This is a genomic window from uncultured Bradyrhizobium sp., assembly GCF_947648125.1.
Lineage (GTDB): Bacteria > Pseudomonadota > Alphaproteobacteria > Rhizobiales > Xanthobacteraceae > Bradyrhizobium.
This window is the reverse complement of sequence record NZ_CANSMR010000039.1, coordinates 1-26,153: the sequence shown is the minus strand read 5'-3', so window position 1 is coordinate 26,153 and position 26,153 is coordinate 1. Positions and strand designations below refer to the sequence as shown.

Sequence of the window (26,153 nt, the reverse complement as noted above, 5' to 3'; positions counted from 1 at the left end):
TCACAGCGTCTGCAGGAAGTCCACCACCGCGCTGATTTCCTTCTCGCTCAAGATCCGGTTGCGGCCGAACGGTGGCATCACCGTTTGCGGGTTGCGCCTGGTCTCGTCGGTCACGATCGCGATCAGCTCGTCGCGGTTGTATTTCGCCCTGAGGCCGGTCAATTCGGGGCCGATCGTGCCGGGCAGTTCGCCGCCTTTGATGACATGGCAGGTCAGGCAATTGCCCTTGCCGCGGTCGAAGGCGAGCTTTTGGCCCTCGGTGGCGGATTGGGCCTGTGCGGGTGCGGCCACGGCAATGCCGGCCAGCAGCGCCAGAACGAGGGCTGGCTTGGAGAAAGTGGCGATCAAGGACGTTTCCCGGGCTTCAATCTCGATGATCCCATCGCAATATAAAGAGTGGAAAGCACAAAGGCCATCGGCTGGCAACTCGGAGAATAGGCGCGTTGCGACGGGGTTAATGGAAGTGCGGTGGTCCGTCCGCCTGTCATGTTTGTGCGGTTGAGCCCTGAAGGAGAAGCGTAGTGGCGGAGTTTGTGGTGGAGTTCGGCAAGGACGGCACGGTCGAGGCGGACGGGCGGCTCGACGCGGCAGCGTTCTACCGCAATCACCAGCCGATCTGGGCGGTGCTGAAGGAGTACCTTGCCGGCCAATCCGGCGATGTGCTGGAGGCCGGCAGCGGTACCGGCCAGCATGTCGTCTATTTCGCCGATCGGACGCCCGACATCATTTGGTGGCCGAGCGACCTCCATGCCGCGCATCTGCGCAGCATCGAGGCCTGGCGCGCGCATGCCGGGCTTGCCAACATCCAGCCGCCGCAGCCCATCGATCTGTCCGACCCAGCCTGGTCGCCGGCGCCATCGGACGGCAAAGGTCCGGACAAACTGCTCGCGATCTTCTGCGCCAATGTGATCCACATCGCGCCGTGGCGGGTGGCCGAGGGCCTGTTCGCCGGCGCCGCGCGGCATTTGCGCGCCGACGGCCGGCTGTTCCTCTACGGCCCGTTCAAGCGCGGCGGCAAGCACACCGCGCTCAGCAACGCCGTGTTCGATACGTCGTTGCGCGAACGCGACGCTGAATGGGGCGTGCGCGATATCGCCGATCTCGAGACGCTTGCGGAGCGTGTCGGGCTGAAGCTCGCCGGCAGCTTCGAGATGCCGGCCAACAACATGATCTTGATGTTTGTGCGGCAATAACCGCACGCGCGGGGCTGATTATTCTGCGAGACGGCGCGCGATCGATTCCACCGAGAAACTGAGGAAGTCGCGATTGTCGAGACCTTTGGAGTCTTCGGCGACGCTGGCCAGCAAGGCGTCGCCTGCCATTGCGGCCTGCATGTGGGCCGCACTCAGGAGTGCGATGGCGTACTGCGTGTCGGAGAGCCTCGGCGTGGGTCGTTTGGCTTTGCGCGCGGCCTCGATCCGCGCCCGATGAACCCGCTCGACCAGCGGCATGAACATGCCGGATCCCTTTGGTCGCCATCCGGCCAGGCTGAGCCAGACCGCGAGCCTGGCAGCCCGTTCGTCCGCATAGGCGCGCTGAAAGAGGCGGCTGAGGGCGGCGACGTCGATCTCGTCGGGCGCCCAGGACTCGATGGTCGTCGCGATGTCGTCCACCAGTCGGCGGCCGATGCGGCGCAGGAGCGCGTCCATCAGCGCTTCCCGGGTGCCGAAATGGTAATGAATGGCCGCATCGGTCATGCCGAGATCGGCGGCGATGCGCTGGATGCGCACGCCCTCGGGGCCCTCATCGTGCAGTCGCCGTTCTGCGGCATCCAGGATCGCGAACTTTGCCGCTTGCGGCGTTCGTCGTTGTCGCGTGGCCATTGACTTCCCGCATCTCGTGAGTCTTACTTAGGATACCCTAAGTAAGAGGATTGGTCATGGACGAATGGCATCTCGAGGCGCTGGCGACAATAGTCGATCGGCTCGGGATCGCCGCAACCGACCTGACGCCGCCGCGTTCGCGGAATCTTCGCGTGCCGCATGGACCGAACATCCATCTGCTCGACTGGGGCGGCGAAGGACCTCCGGTCGTGTTGCTGCACGGTGGCGCACTCACCGCCCAAACCTGGGACTATGTCGCCGTGGCGCTGCGGGACGATTTCCGGCTGCTTGCGCTGGACATGCGCGGTCACGGCGCCAGCGACTGGACCGACGACTACGCGATCGAGAGTTATGCAAAGGATCTTGTCGCCGTCCTCGACGGCCTGCAGATCGAGCGCGCGCACATTGCCGGCATGTCGCTGGGTGGAACGGTCGGATGCGAATTTACGCTGTGCTACCCGGAGCGTACCGAAAGCCTTGCGATGATCGATGTGATCTCGCGGCCGGTGTTCGCCGCAACGGCACGGATGCGCGCCTTCATCGCGGATTTTCGCGGCGCCGCGACGGTGGACGATGTGGTCGAGATGGCGCTTGTGGTGAGTCCGCGGAGCGATCCGGAACGCCTTCGTTACCGGATGCGCGCTCTGTTGAAGCGTGGTCGTGACGGGCGCCTGATGTGGAAGCGCGACCAGCGCCGTCCGGCGGACTATGCCGCCATCCTGGGGCATCTTGCCGGTTTCGAGGCGCGCGTACAGGACATAGCCGTCCCGTTTCTTCTGGCGCGCGGCGGTGAAAGCCTCATCGTCAGCGAAGATGCGGCCCATGAATTCACCGCGCGCTTCCGCGAGGGGCGGTGCGTCAGCATCGCGGGCGCAGGCCACAATGTTCAGGAAGACAATCCGCGCGATCTGGCCGATGCGCTGAAAGCCTTCTGGACCGGACGCCTGCCCGCGCACGGTGAAGAATGGCGCACGACGCGGAGCCCACCTTGGGGCCGCGCTTTGCGCGGGCCCATCGGCTAGCGCGCGTTGCGACGGTCAATCCCAGGCCAGGCACCATCCATCCCCGCGCAGCCAGCAGCGCTCGTCGGGAATCTCGGCATCGCGGTAGAGCTGCGTCACTTTCTGCCAGCCGCCGCGCGCGAAGGCTTCGGCCAGCACCTTTTCGGACGCCTCGTCGCGGCCACCGTCGCAGGGAATGATCGCGACCGGTGAGATCCAGGTGGCTTGATACTGTGCGCCCTCGCGCCGGACACAGAACACCGCGCCGGAGCGTGCGATCTGCTCCGGCGCGCCGCCCCTGAATCCCTCATCCGACGTCAACGGCAGGATCAGGCGGCCGCCGTCGGCCAGCCGGTCGAGCCATCGCGCGGCCGGCCGGGTGCAGCCGGCATTGACGTAGATCACGTCGGCTGGATCGAACGATGCGCGCGTGCCGTCCCCCGCGATGATCTCGACATTCGGATAGGGGGCGAGATTGGCGCGGGCGCGCGCGGCAAGCTCAGGGTCGTATTCGATGCCGGTCACGCGGCCGGTCGGTCCGGCCAGATGCGCGAGGAGCGCCGTGTAGTAGCCAGTGCCCGTTCCGATATGCACCACATGTTCGCCGCTGGCGGGTGCGGCCTGGTGCATGAGATGAGCGTGCAGTGATGGCTGGCCGTTGTTGAGGCGCCGCTCGGGCAGCAACGCGACCAGATCGTTGGTGTAGAGATAGACCGGATCGGCATCGGGCGTCGGCACGTAGTCGCGGGTCCACCATCGCAGTATCATCCATGGTCCCGGGCCGACAAAGTCCTCGCGCGGAATGGCGGCGAAGGCCTCCATCACCCGCGCATCGACGATGTTGGCGGCGGCCATGATCTGCCTGGCGTAGGCGGCACGTACGATGCGAAGTTCGGCTTGCGGGTCCATTGCCGCGCTCTCCTGCGATCGCGTGTTGTGTCATTTGACACACCAAGGTGTGTGAAATAGCATACTCCAACGACGGAGGCCAGAATGAAGAGACGGCTTTATCCAGCCGTGCTGGAGCGCGGGCCGCGCGGCGCGTTCGGGGCGTGGTTTCCCGACTTTCCCGGCTGCGTCGCCGGCGGCAAGTCGCAGGAAGAGGCGATCGAGCGTGCCGAGCATGCGCTGGCGCAGGCGGTGGACGGCTGGGTCGAGCAGGGCCACGCGCTGCCGGAGCCGACGCCGATCGAGCGCATCGTGCCGCCCAAGGGCTCCGACGTCGCCGCCTTCTTCATGGTCGGCGTCGATCCGCCCGACCCGTCCGAGCGCGTCAACGTCTATCTGCCGAAAAGCCTGATCGCACGCATCGACAAGCGCGCCGCCGAGCTCGGCATGAGCCGTTCGAGCTTCTTCGGCTTCGCGAGCTCGCTCGCGCTCGAATGGCCGGGCGGCTATCCGCGCGGCGCCCCGATCGCGCCGCGCTCCAAGGTGCACAAGACCGGCGCGCTGCGCGCCGAGAAGCGGCCGGGTAAGAAGCCCGTGCGGTAGGTGACGTGCGACGCAACACGCGTGACGTCGTCCTGGCGCAAGCCAGGACCCATTACCCCAAATGCTCGTTATTGCGCGTAGCTGGGGCCGCGATCCCTCTCGCAACAAAACTCGGTGGTTATGGGTCCTGGCCTTCGCCAGGACGACGCCGGAGTGTGGGTATTCGACCTGGCCAACAACCGTGCGCCTCCCGCATGGCCTACGTCCGTTTGCGCCGGTTGATCGACCTGCACCTGCTCTCCATAGTGCGCGCGATTGGGGGCTCCCGCCGGGGCTTCAAGGCGGGACGACTGATGATCGACGTGACAGCTGCGGATGAGGCGAGCGATGACACGCGGGCGCGCGGCAATGTGTGGCGGCTTGCGGCGGCGCAGGCGCTGACCGGCGCCAATTCGGCCGTGATCTTCGCCACCGGCTCGATCGTCGGTGCGACGCTGGCGCCCGACATCTCGCTCGCGACGGTGCCGCTCTCGATGTATGTACTCGGGCTTGCCGCCGGCACGCTGCCGACCGGTGCGATCTCACGCGCCTATGGGCGGCGCGTCGCCTTCATCGTCGGCACCTTCTGCGGCACGCTGACCGGCGCGCTCGGCGCCTGGGCGATCCTGCACTCATCGTTCTGGCTGTTCTGCGGCGCGACCTTCCTTGGTGGGCTCTATGGCGCCGTCGCGCAGTCCTATCGCTTTGCCGCCGCCGACGGCGCCAGTGTCGCGTTCCGGCCCAAGGCGGTGTCGTGGGTGATGGCCGGCGGCGTGTTCGCCGGCGTGCTCGGGCCACAGCTCGTGCAATGGACCATGGACATCTGGCCGCCTTACCTGTTCGCGTTCTCGTTCGTGATGCAGGCGCTGGTCGCGCTGGTGGCGATGGCGGTGCTGTCGGGCGTCGACGCGCCGAAGCCGGCAGCGGCGGATCTGCATGGCGGCCGCCCGCTGCTCGAGATTGCCAGGCAGCCGCGCTTCATTGCCGCCGCGCTGTGCGGCGTGATCGCCTATCCGATGATGAATCTGGTGATGACCTCGGCGCCGCTCGCGATGAAGATGTGCGGGCTATCGGTCAGCGATTCCAATTTCGGCATCCAGTGGCACATCGTGGCGATGTATGGCCCGAGCTTCTTCACCGGCTCGTTGATCGCCCGCTTCGGTGCGCCCGTCATCGTCGCGCTCGGGCTGGCGCTCGAGGCGGTCGCCGCGATGATCGGGTTGTCCGGCATCACGGCGCCGCACTTCTGGGCGACGCTGTTCGTGCTCGGGATCGGCTGGAACTTTGCGTTCGTTGGTGCCTCCGCGCTGGTGCTGGAAACGCACCGGCCGCAGGAACGCAACAAGGTGCAGGCGTTCAACGATTTCCTCGTGTTCGGCATGATGGCGATCGGCTCGTTCTCGTCGGGCCAGCTGCTGGCGCATTACGGCTGGAACGCCGTCAACATGGTGGTGTTTCCGCCGGTGCTGCTCGGGCTTGTCGTGCTGTCGCTGGCGTCATTCGCTAAGCGGCGGGCGAAATTGCGTGCGGTGGAAGAAGTCCCGGACCCGAGTATTTAATCTCCTGCTGCCAATTGCTGACACTTCGATCAGCTTCGAAATGATCGGCTTGCAAGGCTGCTCACATCGTGGGAACGGATTAATCCGGTCCTGACGATGTGAGAAGCAAGAGCAAGAAATGGACGCATCATCACCCACGCTGCATGACGAATCCGCGCTCGGCTACGAAGGCTGGCGCATCGTCGTCGTCTGCTTCCTGCTTGCGACCTTCGGCTGGGGATTGGGCTTCTACGGACAGAGCGTCTACGTCGCCGAGCTGCAGCGGCTGCACGGCTGGCCGGCGTCGCTGATCTCGTCGGGCACGACCTTCTTCTATTTGTTCGGCGCCGCGCTGGTGGCCTTTGTCAGCGAGGCGATCAAGGCGTTCGGTGCGCGCAGCTGCCTGATCGCGGGCACCCTCGCGATGGCGGTTGCCGCTATCGCAATCGGCGAGGTGCGCGAGCCGTGGCAGCTTTATCTTGCCGATGCGCTGCTGGCGTTCGGCTGGGCCGGCACCAGCCTTGGCATCATCACCAACACGCTCGGCCTGTGGTTCGACAAGAAGCGCGGCATGGCGATCAGCCTGGCGCTCAACGGCGCCAGCTTCGGCGGCATCGTCGGCGTGCCGCTGCTGGTGGCGGGGATCGGCACGTTCGGCTTCTCCGGCGCGATGATCGCGGCCGCGGTGGCGCTTGTCGTGGTGATGGTGCCTGTCATCCTGATCTGTGTCGGGCGGCCACCGGTGCATCTGCACGCGGTGACTTCAGCGGCGGCTGACGCGCCGTCGGCGACCCAGGTGCGCGCACGGGCGCTGCGCGATATCCGTTTCCTCTCGGTCTCGATTGCCTTCGCGCTGGTGCTGTTCGCCCAGGTCGGCTTCATCGTGCATCTGATCGCCTATCTCGATCAGGTGATCGGCCGCGAGCGCGCGACGGTGGCGATGGCGCTGCTGACCGCGATGGCCGTGGTCGGGCGCGTTTCGTTTTCCTTCGTGATCGACCGGCTCAACCAGCGGCTGGCGTCGGCGCTGTCTTTTGTCAGCCAGGCGATCGCGCTGGTCATCATCATCAATGTGCACAACGACATCGCCCAGATCGCCGCCTGCGCGCTGTTCGGCTTCTCGGTCGGCAATCTGATCACGCTGCCGGCGCTGATCGTGCAGCGCGAATTCGATCCGCGCGCATTCGGTGTGCTGGTCAGCCTGATCACCGCGATCAACCAGATCACCTACGCTTTCGGCCCCGGCGTGATCGGGCTGCTGCACGATCTCTCGGGCAGCTATGCGCTGCCGTTCTACGGTTGCATCGGCCTCGAACTGATCGCGGCGGCGGCGATCATGACGAAGGGCAAGTAGCCCGGATGAAGCGAAGCGCAATCCGGGAACAGTATCACCTCATAGAGAGAACCCCGGATTTCGCTGCGCTGCATCCGGGCTACGATCCCGACTTGCGTCGCGACTTCTTCACCTTCTTCTTCTCGCCGATCTTCCCGGCCGCTGCAACCCGCAGCAGGCGGCGGAAGGTCGGACATTCCATGTGGCTCGGCGCGGGACAGACGGCGGCGTGGCGCAGTCCGTCGCGCATCGCGTTGAGCCGGCGGATGGTGCGGTCGAGTTCGTCGGCCTTGGCAGCGAGCAATTTCCGGTCGATGCGCGGCCTGCCGTCGGGCGCGAACATTCTCGCGATCTCGTCGAGCGAGAAGCCGGAGGCGCGCCCGAGCGCGATCAGCGCCAGCCGGTCGAGCACGGCGGGATCGAACAGCCGGCGCAGCCCGCGCCTTCCATGCGAAGCGATCAGCCCCTTTTCCTCGTAGAAGCGCAACGTCGAGGCGCGAACGCCCGATAATTGCGCCACCTCCGCGATGTCGATGTCCCGCATGGCCTTGACCTCAAGTTCACTTGAACTGGCAGTGTGCCGCCAGTCGCTTGCCTAAGGCAAGCATCAGGACAGGCAAATAGCAAAAGGACGAGATCATGAGTGCCACACCGCAGGCCGAGGACGAGCAGGTCAAACTCTGGAACGGCGCTGCCGGGCGCGCCTGGGTCGAGACACGCGACGTGCTGGAAGGGATGTTCAAGCCGCTTGAAGCGCTGCTCGTTCAGGCGGTGGCCGATGCTGCAGCCAGCCATGTGCTGGATATCGGCTGCGGCACGGGCGCCACGACATTCGCCGTCGCTCACATGCTCGGCCCGGAGGGGCATTGCACCGGCATCGACATCTCCGAACCGATGATCGCGGCTGCCCGCGCCCGCGCGGAGCGGGAAGGGCGGTCCGCCAGCTTCATCTGCGCCGACGCGCAGACCCATGGCTTTGCGCCGGCGAGCTTCGACATGATCATCTCGCGTCTCGGCGTGATGTTCTTTGCCGATCCGGTGCAGGCCTTCGCCAATCTGCGGCGGGCCGCCCGGCCGAGTGCTGCGCTTCGCTTCATCGCGTGGCGCGGTCCGGCCGAGAACCCGTTCATGACGACGGCGGAGCGGGCGGCGAAGCCGCTGCTGCCGGATCTTCCGGCGCGGCGTCCCGACGCGCCGGGGCAGTTCGGCTTCGCTGACCGGGAGCGGGTCGAGCGCATCCTGGAAGATAGCGGCTGGGACGCGATCGGGATCGAGCCGGTCGATGTCGTCTTGAGCTTCCCGGCATCGGAGTTGACCCGCTATGTGAGCTGGCTCGGCCCGGTCGGCACGATGCTGCAGGAGATGGAAGAGCCGCGTCGCACGCAGGTGATCGAGACCGTGCGTGGTGCCTTCGATCGCTACATCCACGGCAGCGAAATTCGCTTCGCCGCAGCCTGCTGGATGACTGCGGCACGAGCACCGGTGGAGGCCGCGCATGGCTGACGCGATGGACTTTCTGGCGCGCGCGATGCTGATCGGCACCGGTGCGACGGTCGTGATGGACGTCTGGGGGATGGTCCGCAAGCATCTGCTCGGCATTCCGTCGCTGGATTATGCGCTGGTCGGCCGCTGGCTCGGCCATCTCGCATCCGGCCGCTTGCGCCACGATCGCATCGCCGCGTCGCCGCAGGTCGTGGGCGAACGGGTGATCGGATGGGCCGCGCATTATCTGATCGGGATCGGCTTTGCCGGCGCGCTGCTTGCGATCTTCGGGCTTGGTTGGGCGCGGCAGCCGACCATCGCTCCGGCTCTGATGGTCGGGATCGGCAGCGTGGCCGCACCGTTCCTGGTGATGCAGCCCGCGATGGGCGCCGGCATCGCCGCGAGCCGTACGCCCCATCCATGGGCCGCGCGGCTGCAGAGCCTCCTGACGCATGCGGTGTTCGGCGTTGGGCTCTACGCGGCCGGCTGGATCGTCAGTCTGGTGAATTCGTAGCCCGGATGAAGCGAAGCGTAATCCGGGAACAGTATCACCCATGGAGCGAACCCCGGATTTCGCTGCGCTTCATCCGGGCTACAAGAGCCCTTCCGGGTTGCGGAATTACGCCGCCCGCTGTTTCAAGAGATCCTCGAGATCCAGCCGTCGCGTGAACATCGAAAGCCTGCCGTCCGCGCTGCGCGGCCATTCGGCTTCGGGCCGGTCCCAATAGAGCTCGACGCCGTTCTCGTCGGGATCGCGCAAATAGAGCGCCTGGCTGACGCCGTGGTCGCTGGCGCCATCGAGCTGGATGCCGGCCGACAGCACGCGATGCAGCGCGTCGGCGAGCGCCGGGCGGGTCGGATAAAGGATAGCGGTGTGGAACAGGCCGGTCGTGCCGGGCGGCGGCGGATGGCCGCCCTTACTCTCCCAGGTGTTGAGGCCGATGTGGTGGTGATAGCCGCCGGCCGAGATGAAGGCCGCATCCGTGCCCAAGCGCTGCTGCAGCTCGAAGCCGAGCACGCCGCAATAGAAGCCGAGCGCCCGCTCGAGATCGGCCACCTTGAGGTGGACATGCCCGATTCGCGTACCCGCGATGATGGGGGGATTTTCCGGCATGACCTGGCTCCGTTGGCATCAATGCCTTGCCGTCAGGGGCAAGGCTTCGCCGCCTGATATAGTCCGGATTTGCCGGAGCCGGAGCAATCCATCCGGAAACGCAGCGTTTCCGAACGGCGCCACGGGTCGGCTGAGCCTAGCAGAGCTCCGACAACTCGCCGCCGGGCAGCTGGAACTCGAACGTGTTCAGCGTCATCGACACCATGGTGTAGTAGCCGCAGAGGCCGATCACCTCGACCAGGCCGCGCAGGCTCAGCACCTCGACCGCCTCGTCATACAGTCCTTTCGGCAGGCCGTGGCCTTCGTGCAGCGCCTTGGCGACGTCGTAGATCATCTTGGCCTTGGGGTCGTCGAAGCTCGGCGTCCGGCGCACGCGAATGTCCTCGATGATCTTCGGATCGAGGCCGGCCTTCAGCGCAAGGCGTTTGTGGGCATACCATTCGTAATGCGCGGTCCAGTGCCGCGCGGTGACGAGGATCGCGATCTCCGACAGCTTCGGCGGGAAGACCGTGTCGAAGCGCAGCACCTCGCCGAGCCGCGTGGCATGCCGCGCCATCTCCGGGCTGTTGAGCCAGGCCATCATCGGCGCCGGTGGCGCGCCGCGCTTGCCGGCGATCGACTCGTCGTAGGTTTCTTTCTGGGCGGGGTTCATTTCGCTAGGCGAAAGCAGCTTCAGCCGCATGTCCGTTTCCTCTTGTTTTTCAATCGTTACCCCACTTCGGCGATACACCCGATCGCGCGAGGTGAGTAGCGACGCCAGAGCATGGCGCAGCTGCGAGGCATATTGAATTCGGCGGCTGCGTAGGTCTAAGGTCGAATCCAATTCGTCGAATTTGACTGGAAACGCACCATGGCTGACCTCGAGAAATTCCGCGCGGAGACCCGCGCCTGGCTGGAGCAGAACTGCCCGGCGGAGATGCGCCAACCGATGACCTCCGATGGCGACACCTTCTGGGGTGGCCGCAACGCGAAATTCTCCTCGGACGCGCAGCGGGTCTGGTTCGAGCGGATGCGCGACAAGGGTTGGACCGTGCCGCATTGGCCGAAGCAATATGGCGGCGGCGGCCTCGACGGCGAGGAAGCCAAGATCGTGCGCCAGGAGATGGCGGCGATCGGCGCGCGCCAGCCGCTGACCTCGTTTGGCATCTCGATGCTCGGACCGGCGCTGCTGCAATACGGCACCGAGGAGCAGAAGAAGGAGCATCTGCCCAAGATCACCGCGGGTCTGATCCGCTGGTGCCAGGGCTATTCCGAGCCGAACGCCGGCTCCGACCTCGCCTCGCTGCAGACCCGCGCGGTCGGCGACGGCGACGACTACATCATCAACGGCCAGAAGATCTGGACCTCCTACGCAAACTATGCCGACTGGATCTTCTGCCTGGTGCGCACCGATCCCTCGGCCAAGAAGCACGACGGCATCAGTTTCATTCTCTTCGACATGGCGTCGAAGGGGGTGTCGACCAAACCGATCCTCTTGATCTCCGGCTATTCGCCGTTCTGCGAGACCTTCTTCGACAATGTCCGCGTGCCGAAGTCGCATGTCGTGGGCACCGTCAATCGCGGCTGGGACGTCGCGAAATATCTGCTGCAGCACGAGCGCGCGATGATCTCGGGCATGGGCGAGCGCGGCGTCGGCCGTCCGCTCGGCCAGATCGCGGCCGACTCGGTCGGCGCGGACGCGCAAGGCCGGCTCGACGACGCCCAGCTGCGCAGCCAGATCGCGAGCTTCGAGGTCGACGAGGCCGCACTCGCCGCGGCGGCGGAGCGCGCGGTCGATCTCGCCAAGGCCGGGCAATCGCATCCGGCGTTCTCGTCGGCGATGAAATATTACGGCACCGAGCTCAACAAGCGCCGCTACGAGATCCTGATGTCGGCGGGCGGCATCGACGCGCTGGAATGGGAGAGCGACCGCTCCAGGGGCGGCGCCCGTCCGCGCGCCTGGCTGCGCACCAAGGCCAACTCGATCGAGGGCGGCACCTCGGAGGTGATGCTCAGCATCGTCGCCAAGCGCATCCTCGATCTGCCGGGGGCGTGAAGTCTTTCCGCCGTCATGGCCGGGCTTGACCCGGCCATCCACGTCTTTGTCGCGGCTGGCACAAGACGTGGATGCCCGGCACAAGGCCGGGCATGACGTTCCCTTGAAATTCGCTTGAACGAACAACATCAGATTTATCGGATCCATCCATGGCCCTCGTCCTCACCGAAGAACAATCCATGCTGCGCGACAGTGCGCGCGGTCTCATCAGCGACAAGGCGCCGGTGGCGCATTTGCGCTCCTTGCGCGACAGCAAGGACACCACCGGCTTCTCGCGCGAGCTCTGGAAGACCTTTGCCGAGATGGGCTTCTCCGGCCTCCTGGTCCCGGACCAGTTCGGCGGCAGCGGGCTTGGCTGCGTCGAGGCGGGCATTGTCATGGAGGAGATCGGCCGCACCTTGATGCCCTCGCCATTCCTCGCGACTTCGGTGCTTGCGGCCTCTGCGCTGTCGCGCGGCGGCAGCGAGGCGCAGAAGGCGCAGCATCTGCCGAAAATTGCCGACGGCTCGCTGCTCGCAGCGCTCGCGATCGATGAGGGCGCCAAGCATCGCCCCTTGCAGACGAAGTTGCAGGCCACGCGTTCCGGCAACGGCTTCAAGCTGTCCGGCGACAAGGCCTTCGTGGTCGACGGCCACACCGCCGATCTGTTGATCGTCGCGGGGCGCACAGCCGGCAGCGCCGGCGACAAGAACGGGTTGACGCTGTTCCTGGTCGATCCGAAGGCGAAGGGCCTCGCGGTCGAGCGCACCGCGATGGTCGATTCGCACAATGCGGCGCGCATCGTGTTCGACAATGTCGAGGTCAATGCCGACAGCGTGCTCGGCGAGGTCGATCAGGGAGGCGGGCTGCTCGAGGGTGTGCTCAACATCGGCCGTGGCGCGGTCGCGTCCGAAATGGTCGGTCTCTCCGACGAGGTGTTCGGCCGCACCGTGACCTATCTGAAGGAGCGCAAGCAGTTCGGCAAGGCGATCGGCGAATTCCAGGCGCTGCAGCACCGTGCCGCCGAGCTTTACATCGATATCGAGATCACCCGCGCCGCCGTGTTGAAGGCGCTGCAGGCGCTCGATGCCGATCTGGACAAGGCGGGCAACGCGGTCGCGGTGGCAAAAGCGCGCGCCGGCACCACCGCGACGCTGGCCGTCCAGGAGGGCGTGCAGATGCATGGCGGCATGGGCATGACCGACCAGTTCGACATCGGCTTCTTCATGAAGCGCGCCCGCGTCTGCCAGGAGCTGTTCGGCGACAGCAATTTCCACACCGACCAACTGGCGAGCGGCAAGGGCTACTGATCGAGGGCGACGGCGCCGCCCGCATAATGCGGCGTCGTCGCCACGCAACTCCCTGTCATCGCCCGGCTCGACCGGGCGATCCAGTATTCCAGAGGCGCTTGTGCTTGAGCCGAGAGGCCGCGGCGTACTGGATGCCCCGCTTTCGCGGGGCATGACAGCTGTGCATGCGGTAGCAGCGGTGGCCTAGCTACGCGCGGTTACCGAATCGGCGGCGCGTACTGGACGCCGCCGGCGTTCCAGAGCTGGTTCATGCCGCGCGGAATCTTCAGCCTGGAATCGGCGCCGACGTTGCGGTCGTAGACCTCGCCGTAATTGCCGACATGGCGGATGATGCGCACGGCCCAGTCCTTGGTCAGGCCGAGATCCTCGCCATAGGAGCCCTCGGTGCCGACCAGCCGCATCACTTCCGGCTTCTTCGATTTCAGCGCCTCGTCGATATTCTTCGAGGTGATGCCGAGTTCTTCGGCATTGATCATGGCGTAGAGCGTCCATTTCACGATCATCATCCAGTCGTCGTCGCGGAGCCGGACCACCGGCGCCAGCGGCTCCTTGGAGATGATGTCGGCCAGGATGGTGTGGTCGTTCGGCTTGGAGAGGTTGAGCCGCAGCGCATAGAGCTGCGAGGCGTCCGACGTCAGCGTATCGCACTGGCCGGTGTCATAGGCCTTCACGACATCCTCCAGCTTGTCGAACTTCATCTCCGTGTACTTCATGTTGTTGGCACGGAAATAGTCGGCGAGGTTGAGCTGCGTCGTGGTGTTGGCTTGCACGCAGACCTTGCTGCCGTTCAGGTCGAGCGCGGAATCGATGTTGCGCGAGCGCGGCAACATGAAGCCCTGGCCGTCATAATAGGCGACCGCCGGGAAATAGAGGTCGTAATTGGTCTCGCGCGACATGCTCCAGGTGGAGTTGCGCGAGAGGATGTCGACCTTGCGGTTCTGCAGCTCCTTGAAGCGTTCGCTGGCGTCGAGCGGAACGAACTTCGCCTTCGTCGGATCGTCGAAGATCGCCGAGGCCACCGCGCGGCAGAAGTCGACGTCGAAGCCGGTCCAGTTGCCCTTGTCGTCCGGGATCGAGAAGCCCGGCAGGCCCTTGTTGACGCCGCACAGCACATCGCCGCGGCGGACGGTGCGCTTCAGCGTGCGGGTGTCGTAACGCTCATAGGTGATGGCGGCGGCCGCAACCAGTGCAGCGACCGCGAGCCCGATCGTCAGGCCGCCTCGAAATGTACGCATGGGTTCTCTCTCGCGAATGATCGGGGAAATACAGGTCGGATATCGAAGGCGGGTGGGTCGAGATTACAGTTCGGGCTTCTGCCGGATGATCACCTTGGTGCCGACGGGAACGCGGCTGTAGAGATCGGCGACGTCGGCGTTGACCAGGCGGAAGCAGCCGGACGAGATGGCGGTGCCGATGGTGTCGGGCCGGTTGGTGCCGTGGATGCGATAGACCGTGGTGCCGAGATACATCGCGCGGGCGCCGAGCGGATTGCCCGGGCCGCCTGCCATGAAGCGCGGCAGATAGGGCTGGCGGGCGATCATTTCCGGCGGCGGCGTCCAGTCCGGCCACTCGGCCTTGCGGGTGATGGTCACCAGCCCCTGCCACTGAAAGCCGTCGCGGCCGACGCCGATGCCGTAGCGAAGCGCGCGGCCGTTGCCCTGCACGAGGTAGAGATGGCGTTCGGCGGTGGAGACGATGATGGTGCCCGGTGCCTCATTGGTCCGGTAGTACACGACCTGCTTCTGCCATTCCGGATCGAGCTCGTAGCCGTCGTCGGCGATCAGGCCCGGCTCGTCGGCATCCGGGCGGCTCTGGGCAAAGCCTTGCGACGTCGACAGCACGAGAGCGCCCGTGGCGATCAACATCCAAACCAAGTGACGAAGTTTCGTCATGCAAAGCTCTCCTTGTGGCGCGCGGCCAAATTGGTTGCTCCACCCAAATCGCGGCAGCATCAAATCTCAGCGGCAGCTTGATGGCAAGTTTAGGGCGGGCGTCACACTATATCACTGTAATGCTTCTGTTTTTTGTCACTGGGCCCGTGGCACGCCGCGTGGGCGGCCTTATTTCGGCGCAATCCAGAGTCGCAACGCGAAAGAGACCAGGGTCACCGTGCCGACACCGCCGAGCCAGAGCGCTGCAAACCACAACAGGCGCTGGCCAAGTGGCCGCTGATTCGGCACGAGAGTCATTTCCGTTCCGATGGAATCGGAACGGGGCTCTCGATTCTCGTCTTGACGCGTTTTCTTGACGCGAACCGGGATCCACTTCGCTGGAAAACGCTCTGTCGGCATCAGTGGTATCCGTGGCCGGGGCGTACCTTGCCGCGGAACACCCAATAGGCCCAGGCGGTGTAGCCCAGGATCAGCGGCACCAGGATCGAGACCCCGAACAGCATGAAGATCTGGCTGTTCGCGGGCGACGCCGCCTGCCAGATCGTGATGCTCTGCGGCACGATGTACGGATACATGCTGATGCCGAGCCCGGCATAGGACAGTCCGAACAACGCCAGCGTCAGGAAGAACGGCTGGTGGTCGTTCTTGTTGCTGAGGGCGCGCAGCAAGAGCGCGGTGACGGCGGCGACCGCGATCGGCACCGGCGCGGTGAGGATAATGTTGGGCCAGGCGAACCAGCGCTGGGTATACTGCACGGCCAGGAATGGCGTTGCGATGCTGACGGCGCCGATCGCGCACAGCATCGCGACCAACAACACCCACGTCAGATGATAGGCGCGGTCGCGCAGCTCGCCTTCGGTCTTCATCACCAGCCAGGTCGCGCCCAGCAGCGCATAGCCGATCACCAGCGCAATGCCGGTCAGGACGCTGAACGGCGTCAGCCAATCCCACCAGCCGCCGGCATAGTGGCGTCCCTCGACATGGATGCCCTGCAGGATGGCGCCGAGCGCGATGCCCTGCGCCAGCGTCGCCACCAGCGAGCCGCCGGCAAAGGCGAGATCCCATTTGTTGCGCGCCTTCTGGGTGCGCCAGCGGAATTCGAAGGCGACGCCGCGGAATACGAGGCCGAGCAGCATCGCGATCATTGGCGTGTAGAGCGCCGGCATCAGCACCGCATAGGCCAGCGGAAACGCCGCCATCATGCCGCCGCCGCCGAGCACCAGCCAGGTCTCGTTGCCGTCCCACACCGGCGCCACCGTGTTCATGATGACGTCGCGATCGGTCTTTTGCGGGAACAGCGGGAACAGGATGCCGAGGCCGAGGTCGAAGCCGTCCATCACGACATAGACGAACACGGCGAAGGCGATGATGAAGGCCCAGATCGTGGCGAGGTCGATCATCGCACGCCCTCCACGGCTGCACCTGCCGCCGGCGTGATGCCGGCCGCACGGGCGGGAAGGTCTTTTGTCGGGCCTTGCTCGCCGGGATGCGGCGGCTGCGCCATCAGCCGCAGGATGTAGATCACGCCGGCGGCGAACACCGCGAAATAGACGATGATGAAGGCGATCAGCGACGAGCCCACCGCCGGCGCCGCCAGCGGCGATGCCGAATCGGTGGTGCGCAGCAGCCCGTAGACGGTGAACGGTTGCCGCCCGGTCTCGGTGGTGATCCAGCCCGCGAGCACCGCGATGAAGCCGGCCGGGCCCATCAGGACCGCGAAGCGATGCAGCAGCTGTGACTGGTACATCATGCCGCGCCAGCGCATCAGCAGGCTGAACAGGCCGAGCCCCAGGATCAGGAAGCCGAGCCCGACCATGATGCGGAACGCCCAGAAGGTGATCGGCACCGGCGGCCAGTTCTCACGCGGCACGGTGTCGAGGCCGGCGAGCGGTGCGTCGAGCGAATGCTTCAGGATCAGCGACGACAGTTTCGGCACCTCGATCGCGTATTTCACCTTGGCATCACGCTGGTCGGGCCAGCCGAACAGGATCAGCGGCGCGCCGTCCTTGTGGCTTTGGAAGTGGCCTTCCATCGCCATCACCTTGGCCGGCTGGTGCTCCAGCGTGTTGAGGCCGTGCTGGTCGCCGGCGAGGATCTGGATCGGCGCCACCAGCGTCGCCATCCACATCGCCATCGAGAACATCACGCGCGGGCCGGCAAGATGCTGGTCGCGCAGCAGGTGCCAGGCGCCGACCCCGCCGACCACGAGCGAAGTGGTGAGGTATGCCGCCAGCACCATGTGCACGAGGCGATAGGGGAACGAGGGATTGAAGATCACCTTCAACCAGTCGGCAGCGACGAACTGGCCGTCGGCATTGACGGCATGGCCAGTCGGCGTCTGCATCCAGGAATTGGCCGACAGAATCCAGAACGCCGAGATCAGCGTGCCGATCGCGACCATCAACGTCGCGACGAAGTGCAACCTGGGGCCGACGCGCTCGAGCCCGAACAGCATCACGCCGAGGAAGCCCGCCTCGAGGAAGAATGCGGTCAGCACCTCATAGGCCATCATCGGGCCGATCACCGGCCCGGTCTTGTCGGCAAACGACGACCAGTTGGTGCCGAACTGGTAGGACATCACGATGCCCGAGACCACGCCCATGCCGAACGCGACCGCGAAGATCTTCAGCCAGTAATTGAACAGGTTGATGTAGACCTCGCGCTTGGTGGCCAGCCACAGCGCTTCGAGCACGGCGAGATAGCTCGCGAGCCCGATCGAGAATGCGGGAAACACGATGTGGAACGACATCGTGAAAGCGAATTGCGCGCGGGCGAGTACGACCGCATCCCAGCCTTCGAACATCACGCACCGTCCGTCGTCAATTTCGGGCGCGATCACGTTCGGGATCGCGCATTCCCGGCACTGAGCCTATCATGCCGGGAATGACGGCGGATTGTCCAATTGGCTGACAAATTGTCCAATCAGCTATTGGCGTTGAGCAGCCGGGCGACGGTGCGGTCGATCTCGTCGTACTGCCCCTCGCCGGCATGCTGGAACACGATCTTGCCGTTCTGGTCGATGATGTATTGCGCCGGCCAATACTCGTTGTGGTAGGCGTTCCAGGTCTGCGAATTGTTGTCCTGCGCCACCGGATACAGGATGCCGTGCCGCTTCAGCGCCGCCTGCACGTTGGAGGCCGAATGCTCGAACGGGAATTCGGGCGTGTGGACCCCGATCACGACGAGGCCGCGATCCCGGTACTTTGAATAGAGTTGGGTGACGTGCGGCAGCGTGTTGACGCAGTTGACGCAGCCATAGGTCCAGAAATCCACCAGCACGACCTTGCCGCGCAGGTCGGCAAGTTTCAGCGGCTGCGAATTGAACCAGTTGCTGATCCCGGTGAATTCGGGCGCGGTCTGGCTCTGCGCGGTGGTCATCGCGGTGGCCATCGGAACGGGCACGGCCGGCGCGTTGGACTCGGTGCAGAGGCCGGGGATGACGGCGCCGCCGAGGCCAAGGCCCGCCACCAGAGTGGATACAGCAATCAAGCGCAGGGACATCGATATCTCCTTATGAGCTCACAGGCCGATCTGGCCGTTGGGATAGAATTGGGTCAGCCACGCCACGATCAGCGTGTCGTATTGCAGGTAGGACAGCGCGGCGAAGGCGATGATCACGACGCCAAATCCCTGCTGGAGCCGCGGCGCGATCCGCGCCATGCTGCGCACGCGGGTGGTGACGGCCTGCCCGCCATAGGCAATGGCAAGCATCGGGATCGCGGCGCCGATCGCGTAGGTGACGAGCTGCAGGCTCGCCCACGCCGTGTCCTTCGAGGTCGCGACGATGGTCAGAATCGAGCCGAGCACGGGACCGGCGCAGGGCGTCCACACCAGGCCGAGCGTAGAGCCGAGCACGAAGCCGCCGAACAGGCTCGGCGACGGCGCCGCTTGGCCAACGCTGCCGGTGAGCCGGATCGACAGCCATTCGAACGGCGCCGGCCAGATCATCAGGAGGCCGAAGCCCGCGAGCAGGATCGCCGCGCCGGTCCGCAACAGGTTCGGATCGAAGTCGAAGGCGCGCGTGATCGCACTCAGCAGCAATGCCACCGCAGAGAATGACATCACGAAGCCGAGCGCGATCATCGCGGGCCGCGCCTTGCCGGTCTGGCCTATCGATACCCCAAGCAGGATTGGCAGCATCGGCAGGGTGCAAGGGGCGGCGACGGTGGCGACACCGGCAAGCAGGGCAAGGGCAAGGCTGAGCATCGTCGTCCGTCCATCAGAAGTCCCGGCGCGCCAGAGGGCCGTGCCGGGTACGCCTGATGTTCTTCGCGAGGACGGCGTGAGCCGTTACGGCCGTCCGGATGCCGATGACGTCACGTCAGCGTGAGGCCGATGTCATGTGTTGCGCGGCTCGCGCCACCCAATCGCTGTCGTCGCCCGGTCAAGCCGGGCGACGACAGCGATCGTCTCGTCTTCCATCGTCGCGAGCGTATCGTCGCTGCACCATCGCAAGTTGCCGCGCCAAAAACAGAGCGACCCGGCTGGGGGGCATCCCGGCCGGGTCGTTGGAGGTTACTTGGGAGGTTAGCACTAAGGAGGTATCGAAACCTGGGTCAGTGAATTGGGGGTTGGGGTTGCGTCGTTGGATATGGGTATAGAGATCGCGTTTTTCCGGGTGATGTCGTCGATTGTTTCAATTGTTTCGTCGCCGAACTTTTTTGGCTTCGTGGACAATAGCCCGGAGTGCTTGAACTCCCTCATAAGCTATTGAATTTACTTTACTTTAGGCCGCGACGCTGTCCACGCCGGCGCCCCTCAGGAGGTCGGCGAGCTGCTTGCGGGCATAGAACATGCGGGTCTTCACCGTGCTCTGCGGGATACCGATGATCTGGCCGGCTTCCTCGACCGACTTCTCATGGTAGTAGACCAGATTGATGATCTCGCGGTGGGCCGGCGACAGCTTGGCCACGCAGGCGCGCAGGATCTCGCTGGTGGTGGCGCGATCGAGCGAGGTTTCCGGCGTGTCGGCGCCGTCGGCGATCTCCAGCACGTCGTCCTGGTCGATGTCCTCATGCCTGCGCTGGCGCAGCGCGGTCAGCGCCTTGAAGCGGGCGATCGACAGCAGCCAGGTCGAGACCTGCGAGCGGCCCTCGAACTGGGTCGCGGTACGCCAGACGTCCAGGAACACCTGGCTGACCAGGTCCTCGGCCATTGTGGTGTCGCGCACCATCCGGAGCACGAAGCGGTAAACCCGGACGTTGTGACGGGCATAGAGCGTGTGCATCGAGGTGCGGTCGTTCTTGGCGATATGCGCGAGCAGCGTTTCATCCGAGATCGCGCGTGCAGCGTCGATGAGCTTCTTGGCTGCTGAGTTGATGGCGATGACGTTCGGCATGACAGGCTCCCAGTTCGCCGTTGGGCGGCGGTTCGTTGGGAGAATTGTTAGTTAGCGCCCGTTTCCGGATGTCTGCGCGAAAAGCGGAAAATGGTTTCGTGACCGGGAGAATTGTTTCGTCGCGGCCCTTGCGACGAAACATTCGGCTCCAAAAAGCCAGTTATTTCAATGCGCGGAAATTCGAACGGCCGGATTTGCCGCTGTTGGAACGAATCCGGCCCATGACTTTTGGCACTTATCCGCTACTCGCGGCCTATTCGGCCGCCTGCAGAGCGGGCGCCGCCTTTTTCGGGGCAATCCAGAACGCATCAGGCCGCTCGAACAGGAAATTGGCCCGGGCTGCCAGCGCCAGCCGCCAGATCAGGAGCGCGCCGGCGACGCCGATCGCGGTGACGATCAGCGAGACCAGGCCGATGTCGTGAATAACATCGAAGCGAAGCAGAAGGGTGCGCGTCACGGCCATCGGCAGGAAGAAGGCGAGGTAGATCACGATCGAGTGCTCGCCGCAAAAGCGCAGGAAGCCGAGCCAGTGCGCGCGCGCCAAGAGCGTGCCGGTCACGATGATCGCGCAGGCGCCGGCAAGGCCGAGCGCCAGCGAGACGGCCGGCCATTCACTGACATCGAGCGCAACCAGGCTGCCATTGACGAGCGCCCAGAGCCCAAGCCCGAGCAGCGCAAATGCGGGCCGCGCCCGCGCGCGGTCCGACAGCGCGAACACGTAAGCAGCGAGCACGTAGCCGGTGAAGAAGTAGACGAAGCGGGCGCAGAACTCGTCGATCACGGTCCAGCCGGTCACGACATGCGCGCCCTCCAGCGCTGCTGCGACGAGCCAGATCGCGAGCGGATGGATGTTGCGCGTGAGCTTGGTGACGACGAAGAAGATCGGCAGCAGATAGATGAACCACAGCGTGCCGAACGGCTCGATGAAGGCCTCGAGATATTGCAGCCCGACCGCGGCCCAGCCTGCCTCAGCGGCCAGCGACGGCGCCTTGAAGCCGAACTGGATCGTCACCCACAGCACGTAGAAATAGGCGAAGTGCATCACCTTGCGGTCGAGATAGGTGCGCCAATCGCGATCGATCACGACCGACAGGAACAGGCCCGAGATCAGGAAGAAGTCCGGCATCCGGAACGGTTTTGCGAACATCACGACATAATGCATGAAGCCAGTCTGCTCGGCGGCCTTCTCGACCCCCAGCACCGAATGCATCATCACGACCATGACGATGCAGATGCCCTTGGCATAGTCGACCCAATCGACGCGCGCGGCCGCGTTCCCGGCGGAGCGATCTGTCGCAGCCTGTGTGCCGTTTGTGGTCATCCTTGTCCTGTTCCGGCGTGATCGGGCGCATCATCGGCCTGATCGGTTGCTTTCTCCTTTATCCATACAAATGATGTGCCGCCGAAGGCGGACCTTTCTCCGGTTCCCTGTAACCGGCGAATGGTCTATGAGGCCCGGAAATCCCAGGAGAATCCCAACAGAATCCGGGGTTCGTTAACCACAGGACGCAGGTCGGCCGAGGGCCGCTGGCGCGATGAGACCGCTTGCCGCACCAATTCGATAGCCCGCTGCCGATCGACACCGTGCTCGATGAGCTCGACCGCACGCTCGATCGCCACAATGCCGCCGTGCTGGTCGCGCCGCCGGGCGCCGGCAAGACCACGCGCGTGCCGCTGGCGTTGCTCGATGCGTCCTGGGCCAAGGGCAAGAAGATCATCGTGCTGGAGCCGCGCCGCATCGCCGCGCGGGCCAGCGCCGAGCGGATGGCGAAGACGCTGGGCGAGCGCGCCGGCGAGACCGTCGGCTATCGCGTGCGCTTCGGCTCGAAGGTATCGCGCGCGACGCGGATCGAGGTCGTCACCGAGGGCATTTTCTCGCGCCAGATCCTCGACGATCCCGAGCTCAACGGGGTCGCCGCGGTGTTGTTCGACGAATTCCACGAGCGTTCGCTAGATGCCGATCTCGGGCTGGCGCTGGCGCGCGACGCGCAGACCGGCCTGCGCGAGGATCTGCGCATCCTCGTGATGTCGGCAACGCTCGACGGCGCGCGCGTCGCAAAACTGCTCGGCGACGCACCAGTTGTCGAGAGCGAAGGCCGCGCCTTTCCGGTCGAGACCCGCTATGTCGGCCGCAAGGTCGATGCGCCGGTCGAGCGGCAGATGGCCGAGACGATCGCGACCGCGCTGCGCGCCGATGCCGGCTCGGTGCTCGCCTTCCTGCCGGGCGCGGCCGAGATCCGCCGCACCCAGACCTTCCTCGCCGAGCGCGTGCACGACGCCGCGGTCGAGATCGTGCCGTTGTTCGGCGCGCTCGATGCCGCCGTGCAGGACCGCGCCATCGCGCCGGCGCCGAAGGGCATCCGCAAGGTGGTGCTGGCGACCTCGATCGCCGAGACTTCGCTGACTATCGAGGGCGTGCGCATTGTGGTCGATTCCGGCCTCGCGCGAGTGCCGCGCTACGAGCCGGATATCGCGCTGACCCGGCTCGAGACAGTGCGGGCCTCGCGCGCCGCGGTCGATCAGCGCCGCGGCCGCGCCGGCCGTACCGAGCCCGGCGTCTGCTACCGTCTCTGGGACGAGCCGCAGACCGCCTCGCTTCCGGCCTACACCGCGCCCGAGATCCTCTCCGCCGATTTGTCCTCGCTGGTGCTCGACCTCGCGCAATGGGGCGTCAGCGATCCCGCAAGCCTTGCCTTCCTCGATCCGCCGCCGGGACCGGCGCTGAAGGAAGCAAGATCGCTGCTCGGCGAGCTCGGTGCGCTCGACGGTGATGGCCGCATCACCGAGGAGGGCAAGAGCTTGCGCGCGCTGGCGCTGCCGCCGCGGCTGGCCCGCATGATCGTGGATTCCGCGCGCTTTGGCGCCGGCGAGGTGGCGGCCGAGATTGCCGCGGTGCTGACCGAGCGCGGGCTCGGCGGCGACAGCGTCGATCTCGACCAAAGGCTCGACCAGTTCCGCCGCGACCGCTCGCAGCGGGCATCGAGCGCGCGCAGCATGGCCGCGCGCTGGGCTTCGCAAGTGACGTCGCAAGTGAAGGCGGCGGTGAGCGAGCAGAAGGATCTCTCCACCGGCGTTATGCTGGCCTTCGCATTCCCGGACCGTGTCGCGAAGAACCGCGGCAATGGCAGCTTCGTACTGGCCAATGGCCGCGGCGCCGCCGTGGAGCAGACTGCGGCGCTGGCGCGGCTGCCCACTATCGCGGTTGCCGAACTGACCGGAACGGCTGCGAATGGCCGCATCCTGCTGGCGGCGCCGATCACCCAGGACGAGATCGAGCAGCGCTTCGCCGACCAGATCGAGAATGTGGAGGAGGTGACGTTCGACCGCGGCGCGATGGCGTTGCGCGCGCGCCGCAGGCGTTCGCTGCACGCGATCACGCTGTCGGAAGCGCCGATGCCGCTCAAGCCATCGGCCGAGACCGCGCGCGTCTTCGCCGACGGCCTGATCGCCACGGGTCTCGACCGGCTGCCGTGGTCGAAGCACTCGAAACAATGGCGCGACCGAATCATGTTCCTGCGCAAGGCCGAGGACGAAAGCTGGCCCGATCTGTCGGACACTGCGCTTGCCGCGCGCGCCGACGACTGGCTGGTGCCCGCGCTCTACGACAAGACCGCGCTGAAGGATCTCTCCGCCGGTGACCTGTCGGACGCGCTGATGGCGCTGCTGCCATGGGAATTGCGGGCGCGGCTCGATCGCGAGGCGCCGACGCATTTCGAGGCGCCGACGGGAACGCAGCTTGCGATCGATTACGAGGCCGAGCAGGGCCCGACCATCGCGGTGCGGCTGCAGGAGCTATTCGGGCTCAACACCCATCCCTCGATCGCCAGGGGCACGGTGCCGCTGGTGCTCGAACTGCTGTCGCCGGCGCAGCGGCCGGTGCAGGTGACGCGCGATCTGCCAGGTTTTTGGCGTGGCAGTTACGCTGCCGTGCGTTCCGACCTCCGCGGCCGCTATCCGCGCCATCCCTGGCCGGAAGATCCGGCCAGCGCGCTGCCGACCCGGCGCGTGAAACCGCGCGGGACTTGAAATTTCGAGCGCAGTCGGCACTCGGGAACATTTGACTCGCTCCCCGTCATGGCCGGGCTCGTCCCGGCCATCCACGTCTTCCTTTGCACGTGGGATGCATAGACGTGGATGCCCGGCACAAGGCCGGGCATGACAACCTCTAGCGCTGGCGAGCGCCGGCAAACGGTGGTTAGATTTGCGGGCTGGGATGGGATCACGGGCTCGCACATTGGGGACGCTGCCATGGAGATCAAGAACGCATCGCCGTCGCTGTACAACGAAGACCTGGCGCCGGCCAAGGAACGCAACTGGGGCGCCTTCAGCATCTTCAACGTCTGGACCTCGGACGTGCATAGCCTGTGGGGCTATTATCTCGCCGCCAGCCTGTTCCTGCTCTGCGGCAGCTTCGTCAACTTCATCCTTGCGATCGGCGCCGGCTCGCTGGTGATCTTCGTGCTGATGAGCCTGATCGGCAATGCCGGCGTGAAGACCGGCGTGCCCTATCCGGTGCTGGCGCGGGCCTCGTTCGGAATCTGGGGCGCCAACATTCCGGCGCTGGTGCGCGCCATCGTCGCCTGCTTCTGGTACGGCGCGCAGACCGCGGCGGCCTCGGGCGCGATCGTCGCGCTGCTGACGCGTATGGACAGCTTCAAGGCGTTCCACCAGTCCACCCATGTGCTCGGCCATTCCGGGCTCGAGGTGATCTGCTTCGTCGTGATCTGGGCGCTGCAACTCCTGATCATCCAGCGCGGCATGGAGACGGTGCGGCGCTTCCAGGACTGGGCGGGGCCGGCGGTGTGGCTGATGATGCTGATCCTTGCGATCTATCTCTGCATCGCGGCCGGCGGCATCTCGCTCACCGCGCCGATCCCGCAGGATGTGCTGCTGGAGAAGACCAAGGATGCCGGCGTGCCCGGCGAGCCCGGCACCTTCCCGGCGCTGTGCGCCGTCGCCGCGACCTGGATCACCTATTTCGCGGCGCTCTATCTCAATTTCTGCGACTTCTCGCGTTACGCGCCCGACGCCAGGGCGCTGCGCAAGGGCAATATCTGGGGCCTGCCGGTCAATCTGATCCTGTTCTCGCTGGTTGCCGGCGTCACCACGATCGCGGCGTTCAACGTCTATCACGAGGTGCTGCTGCATCCCGACCAGATCTCGGCGAAGTTCGACAGCTGGTTCCTGGCGCTGCTCGCCGCGGTCACCTTCGCGGTGGCAACGCTCGGCATCAACGTGGTCGCCAATTTCGTCTCGCCGGCGTTCGATTTCTCGAACGTGTTTCCGCGGCATATCGACTTCAAGAAGGGCGGTTACATCGCGGCGCTCATCGCCTTGGCGCTGTATCCGTTCGCGCCCTGGGAGGGCAGCGCCGCCTCGTTCGTCGGGCTGATCGGCGCGACCATGGGGCCGATCTTCGGGATCATGATGGTCGACTATTATTTGATCGCCAAAGGTCGCGTGAACGTGCCGGCGCTGTACCAGGAGGACGGCGAATATCGCTTCCAGAACGGCTGGAATGTCAGCGCGCTGATCGCAGCCGCGATCGGCGCCCTGTTCTCGTCGGTGCTGCCGAACTTCACCTCGCTCCTGCCGGCCTGGTGGGCGGTCTATGGCTGGTTCTTCGGTGTCGGGATCGCAGGCGCGGTCTATTACGCGCTGCGCGTTGCGATGCCGAGCCCGGTCGCGAAAACGGCCTGAGGGCGAGGTCGTCTGAAAGGCGGCCTAAAGCAGGATGAGTTTGGGTTGAATAGCGTCGGCAGACTGGGCTTACCTCTCCCCATTGGGGAGAGGTCGATTTGCGCAGCAAATCGGGTGAGGGGCCGCGGCTCCTAGGAA

At 65.4% G+C, this 26,153-nt stretch carries 26 protein-coding genes; 11 read left to right on the top strand and 15 right to left on the bottom strand.

Annotated elements, in window-relative coordinates; genetic code table 11:
• On the bottom strand, positions 1-291 hold the full coding sequence (soxX, locus tag Q0030_RS36930) for a sulfur oxidation c-type cytochrome SoxX (protein ID WP_298378942.1): 291 nt from the start codon (positions 289-291) through the stop codon (positions 1-3).
• Positions 292-521: 230 nt separating this feature from the next.
• On the opposite strand from soxX, the gene Q0030_RS36925 reads away from it, so the two are divergent.
• Entirely contained in the window at positions 522-1,193 is a 672-nt protein-coding gene (locus tag Q0030_RS36925) for a DUF938 domain-containing protein (RefSeq protein WP_298378866.1), read from the top strand.
• Between the two features lie 18 nt (positions 1,194-1,211).
• Here Q0030_RS36925 and Q0030_RS36920 read toward each other — a convergent pair whose 3' ends face one another.
• Positions 1,212-1,823, bottom strand: a complete 612-nt coding sequence (locus tag Q0030_RS36920; RefSeq protein WP_298378863.1) for a TetR/AcrR family transcriptional regulator — start codon at positions 1,821-1,823, stop codon at positions 1,212-1,214.
• Positions 1,824-2,032: 209 nt separating this feature from the next.
• On the opposite strand from Q0030_RS36920, the gene Q0030_RS36915 reads away from it, so the two are divergent.
• Positions 2,033-2,845: an alpha/beta hydrolase gene (locus tag Q0030_RS36915; protein ID WP_298378860.1), complete on the top strand. Its 813-nt coding sequence runs from the start codon at positions 2,033-2,035 to the stop codon at positions 2,843-2,845.
• 15 nt (positions 2,846-2,860) lie between these two features.
• Here the strand turns inward: Q0030_RS36915 and Q0030_RS36910 are convergent, their stop codons facing one another.
• Positions 2,861-3,733, bottom strand: coding sequence for a methyltransferase domain-containing protein (locus Q0030_RS36910; protein WP_298378858.1), 873 nt, complete (start codon positions 3,731-3,733; stop codon positions 2,861-2,863).
• Positions 3,734-3,817: 84 nt separating this feature from the next.
• On the opposite strand from Q0030_RS36910, the gene Q0030_RS36905 reads away from it, so the two are divergent.
• The 3 genes from Q0030_RS36905 to Q0030_RS36895 all read left to right on the top strand — a co-directional run bounded on the left by Q0030_RS36905 (position 3,818) and on the right by Q0030_RS36895 (position 7,186).
• Positions 3,818-4,315 (top strand): type II toxin-antitoxin system HicB family antitoxin, encoded by a 498-nt coding sequence (locus Q0030_RS36905; RefSeq protein WP_298378857.1) that lies wholly within the window; start codon positions 3,818-3,820, stop codon positions 4,313-4,315.
• 293 nt (positions 4,316-4,608) lie between these two features.
• Positions 4,609-5,853, top strand: coding sequence for an MFS transporter (locus Q0030_RS36900; protein WP_298378855.1), 1,245 nt, complete (start codon positions 4,609-4,611; stop codon positions 5,851-5,853).
• Between the two features lie 118 nt (positions 5,854-5,971).
• A complete protein-coding gene (locus tag Q0030_RS36895) occupies positions 5,972-7,186 on the top strand; it encodes an MFS transporter (protein WP_298378852.1) in 1,215 nt (404 codons plus the stop codon).
• A gap of 79 nt (positions 7,187-7,265) precedes the next feature.
• Here the strand turns inward: Q0030_RS36895 and Q0030_RS36890 are convergent, their stop codons facing one another.
• Positions 7,266-7,709, bottom strand: a complete 444-nt coding sequence (locus tag Q0030_RS36890; RefSeq protein WP_298378850.1) for a helix-turn-helix domain-containing protein — start codon at positions 7,707-7,709, stop codon at positions 7,266-7,268.
• Positions 7,710-7,804: 95 nt separating this feature from the next.
• Here Q0030_RS36890 and Q0030_RS36885 point away from each other — a divergent pair, with 95 nt between their 5' ends.
• Complete coding sequence (locus tag Q0030_RS36885; protein ID WP_298378847.1) at positions 7,805-8,668, top strand: class I SAM-dependent methyltransferase; 864 nt, start codon at positions 7,805-7,807, stop codon at positions 8,666-8,668.
• Positions 8,661-9,161 carry a DUF2938 domain-containing protein gene (locus tag Q0030_RS36880; RefSeq protein ID WP_298378844.1) on the top strand — a complete coding sequence of 167 codons (501 nt, stop codon included), beginning with the start codon at positions 8,661-8,663 and terminating at the stop codon, positions 9,159-9,161. Before Q0030_RS36885 ends, Q0030_RS36880 begins: the two co-directional genes overlap by 8 nt.
• A gap of 105 nt (positions 9,162-9,266) precedes the next feature.
• Here the strand turns inward: Q0030_RS36880 and Q0030_RS36875 are convergent, their stop codons facing one another.
• Positions 9,267-9,761, bottom strand: a complete 495-nt coding sequence (locus Q0030_RS36875) for a VOC family protein (protein WP_298378841.1) — start codon at positions 9,759-9,761, stop codon at positions 9,267-9,269.
• A 136-nt stretch (positions 9,762-9,897) separates the two neighbouring features.
• A complete protein-coding gene (locus tag Q0030_RS36870; RefSeq protein ID WP_298378838.1) occupies positions 9,898-10,443 on the bottom strand; it encodes a carboxymuconolactone decarboxylase family protein in 546 nt (181 codons plus the stop codon).
• 168 nt (positions 10,444-10,611) lie between these two features.
• Here Q0030_RS36870 and Q0030_RS36865 point away from each other — a divergent pair, with 168 nt between their 5' ends.
• Positions 10,612-11,796, top strand: coding sequence for an acyl-CoA dehydrogenase family protein (locus Q0030_RS36865; RefSeq protein WP_298378835.1), 1,185 nt, complete (start codon positions 10,612-10,614; stop codon positions 11,794-11,796).
• A gap of 149 nt (positions 11,797-11,945) precedes the next feature.
• Positions 11,946-13,085 (top strand): acyl-CoA dehydrogenase, encoded by a 1,140-nt coding sequence (locus Q0030_RS36860; RefSeq protein ID WP_298378832.1) that lies wholly within the window; start codon positions 11,946-11,948, stop codon positions 13,083-13,085.
• 197 nt (positions 13,086-13,282) lie between these two features.
• Here the strand turns inward: Q0030_RS36860 and Q0030_RS36855 are convergent, their stop codons facing one another.
• The 9 genes from Q0030_RS36855 to Q0030_RS36815 form a co-directional block, all read right to left on the bottom strand.
• Positions 13,283-14,320, bottom strand: a complete 1,038-nt coding sequence (locus Q0030_RS36855; RefSeq protein WP_298378829.1) for an amino acid ABC transporter substrate-binding protein — start codon at positions 14,318-14,320, stop codon at positions 13,283-13,285.
• Positions 14,321-14,383: 63 nt separating this feature from the next.
• Positions 14,384-14,977: a L,D-transpeptidase gene (locus Q0030_RS36850; protein ID WP_298378826.1), complete on the bottom strand. Its 594-nt coding sequence runs from the start codon at positions 14,975-14,977 to the stop codon at positions 14,384-14,386.
• Between the two features lie 168 nt (positions 14,978-15,145).
• Positions 15,146-15,274, bottom strand: coding sequence for a DUF2474 domain-containing protein (locus tag Q0030_RS36845; RefSeq protein ID WP_298378939.1), 129 nt, complete (start codon positions 15,272-15,274; stop codon positions 15,146-15,148).
• A gap of 101 nt (positions 15,275-15,375) precedes the next feature.
• Positions 15,376-16,377 (bottom strand): cytochrome d ubiquinol oxidase subunit II, encoded by a 1,002-nt coding sequence (gene cydB, locus Q0030_RS36840; protein ID WP_298378823.1) that lies wholly within the window; start codon positions 16,375-16,377, stop codon positions 15,376-15,378.
• Positions 16,374-17,780, bottom strand: coding sequence for a cytochrome ubiquinol oxidase subunit I (locus tag Q0030_RS36835; RefSeq protein WP_298378820.1), 1,407 nt, complete (start codon positions 17,778-17,780; stop codon positions 16,374-16,376). The genes cydB and Q0030_RS36835 overlap by 4 nt, the downstream gene beginning before the upstream one ends.
• Positions 17,781-17,899: 119 nt before the next feature.
• Positions 17,900-18,478: a thioredoxin family protein gene (locus tag Q0030_RS36830; protein ID WP_298378817.1), complete on the bottom strand. Its 579-nt coding sequence runs from the start codon at positions 18,476-18,478 to the stop codon at positions 17,900-17,902.
• Between the two features lie 18 nt (positions 18,479-18,496).
• Complete coding sequence (locus tag Q0030_RS36825; RefSeq protein ID WP_298378814.1) at positions 18,497-19,183, bottom strand: cytochrome c biogenesis CcdA family protein; 687 nt, start codon at positions 19,181-19,183, stop codon at positions 18,497-18,499.
• A gap of 520 nt (positions 19,184-19,703) precedes the next feature.
• A complete protein-coding gene (locus tag Q0030_RS36820) occupies positions 19,704-20,315 on the bottom strand; it encodes a sigma-70 family RNA polymerase sigma factor (RefSeq protein ID WP_298378812.1) in 612 nt (203 codons plus the stop codon).
• A 253-nt stretch (positions 20,316-20,568) separates the two neighbouring features.
• Positions 20,569-21,636, bottom strand: coding sequence for an acyltransferase family protein (locus Q0030_RS36815; protein WP_298378809.1), 1,068 nt, complete (start codon positions 21,634-21,636; stop codon positions 20,569-20,571).
• Positions 21,637-21,860: 224 nt separating this feature from the next.
• Between Q0030_RS36815 and hrpB the strand changes: the two genes are divergently transcribed.
• Both hrpB and Q0030_RS36805 read left to right on the top strand, forming a co-directional pair.
• Positions 21,861-24,341 carry an ATP-dependent helicase HrpB gene (gene hrpB / locus Q0030_RS36810; protein ID WP_298378807.1) on the top strand — a complete coding sequence of 827 codons (2,481 nt, stop codon included), beginning with the start codon at positions 21,861-21,863 and terminating at the stop codon, positions 24,339-24,341.
• Positions 24,342-24,563: 222 nt separating this feature from the next.
• Positions 24,564-26,015, top strand: coding sequence for an NCS1 family nucleobase:cation symporter-1 (locus Q0030_RS36805; protein ID WP_298378804.1), 1,452 nt, complete (start codon positions 24,564-24,566; stop codon positions 26,013-26,015).
• Positions 26,016-26,153: the final 138 nt, after the last annotated feature.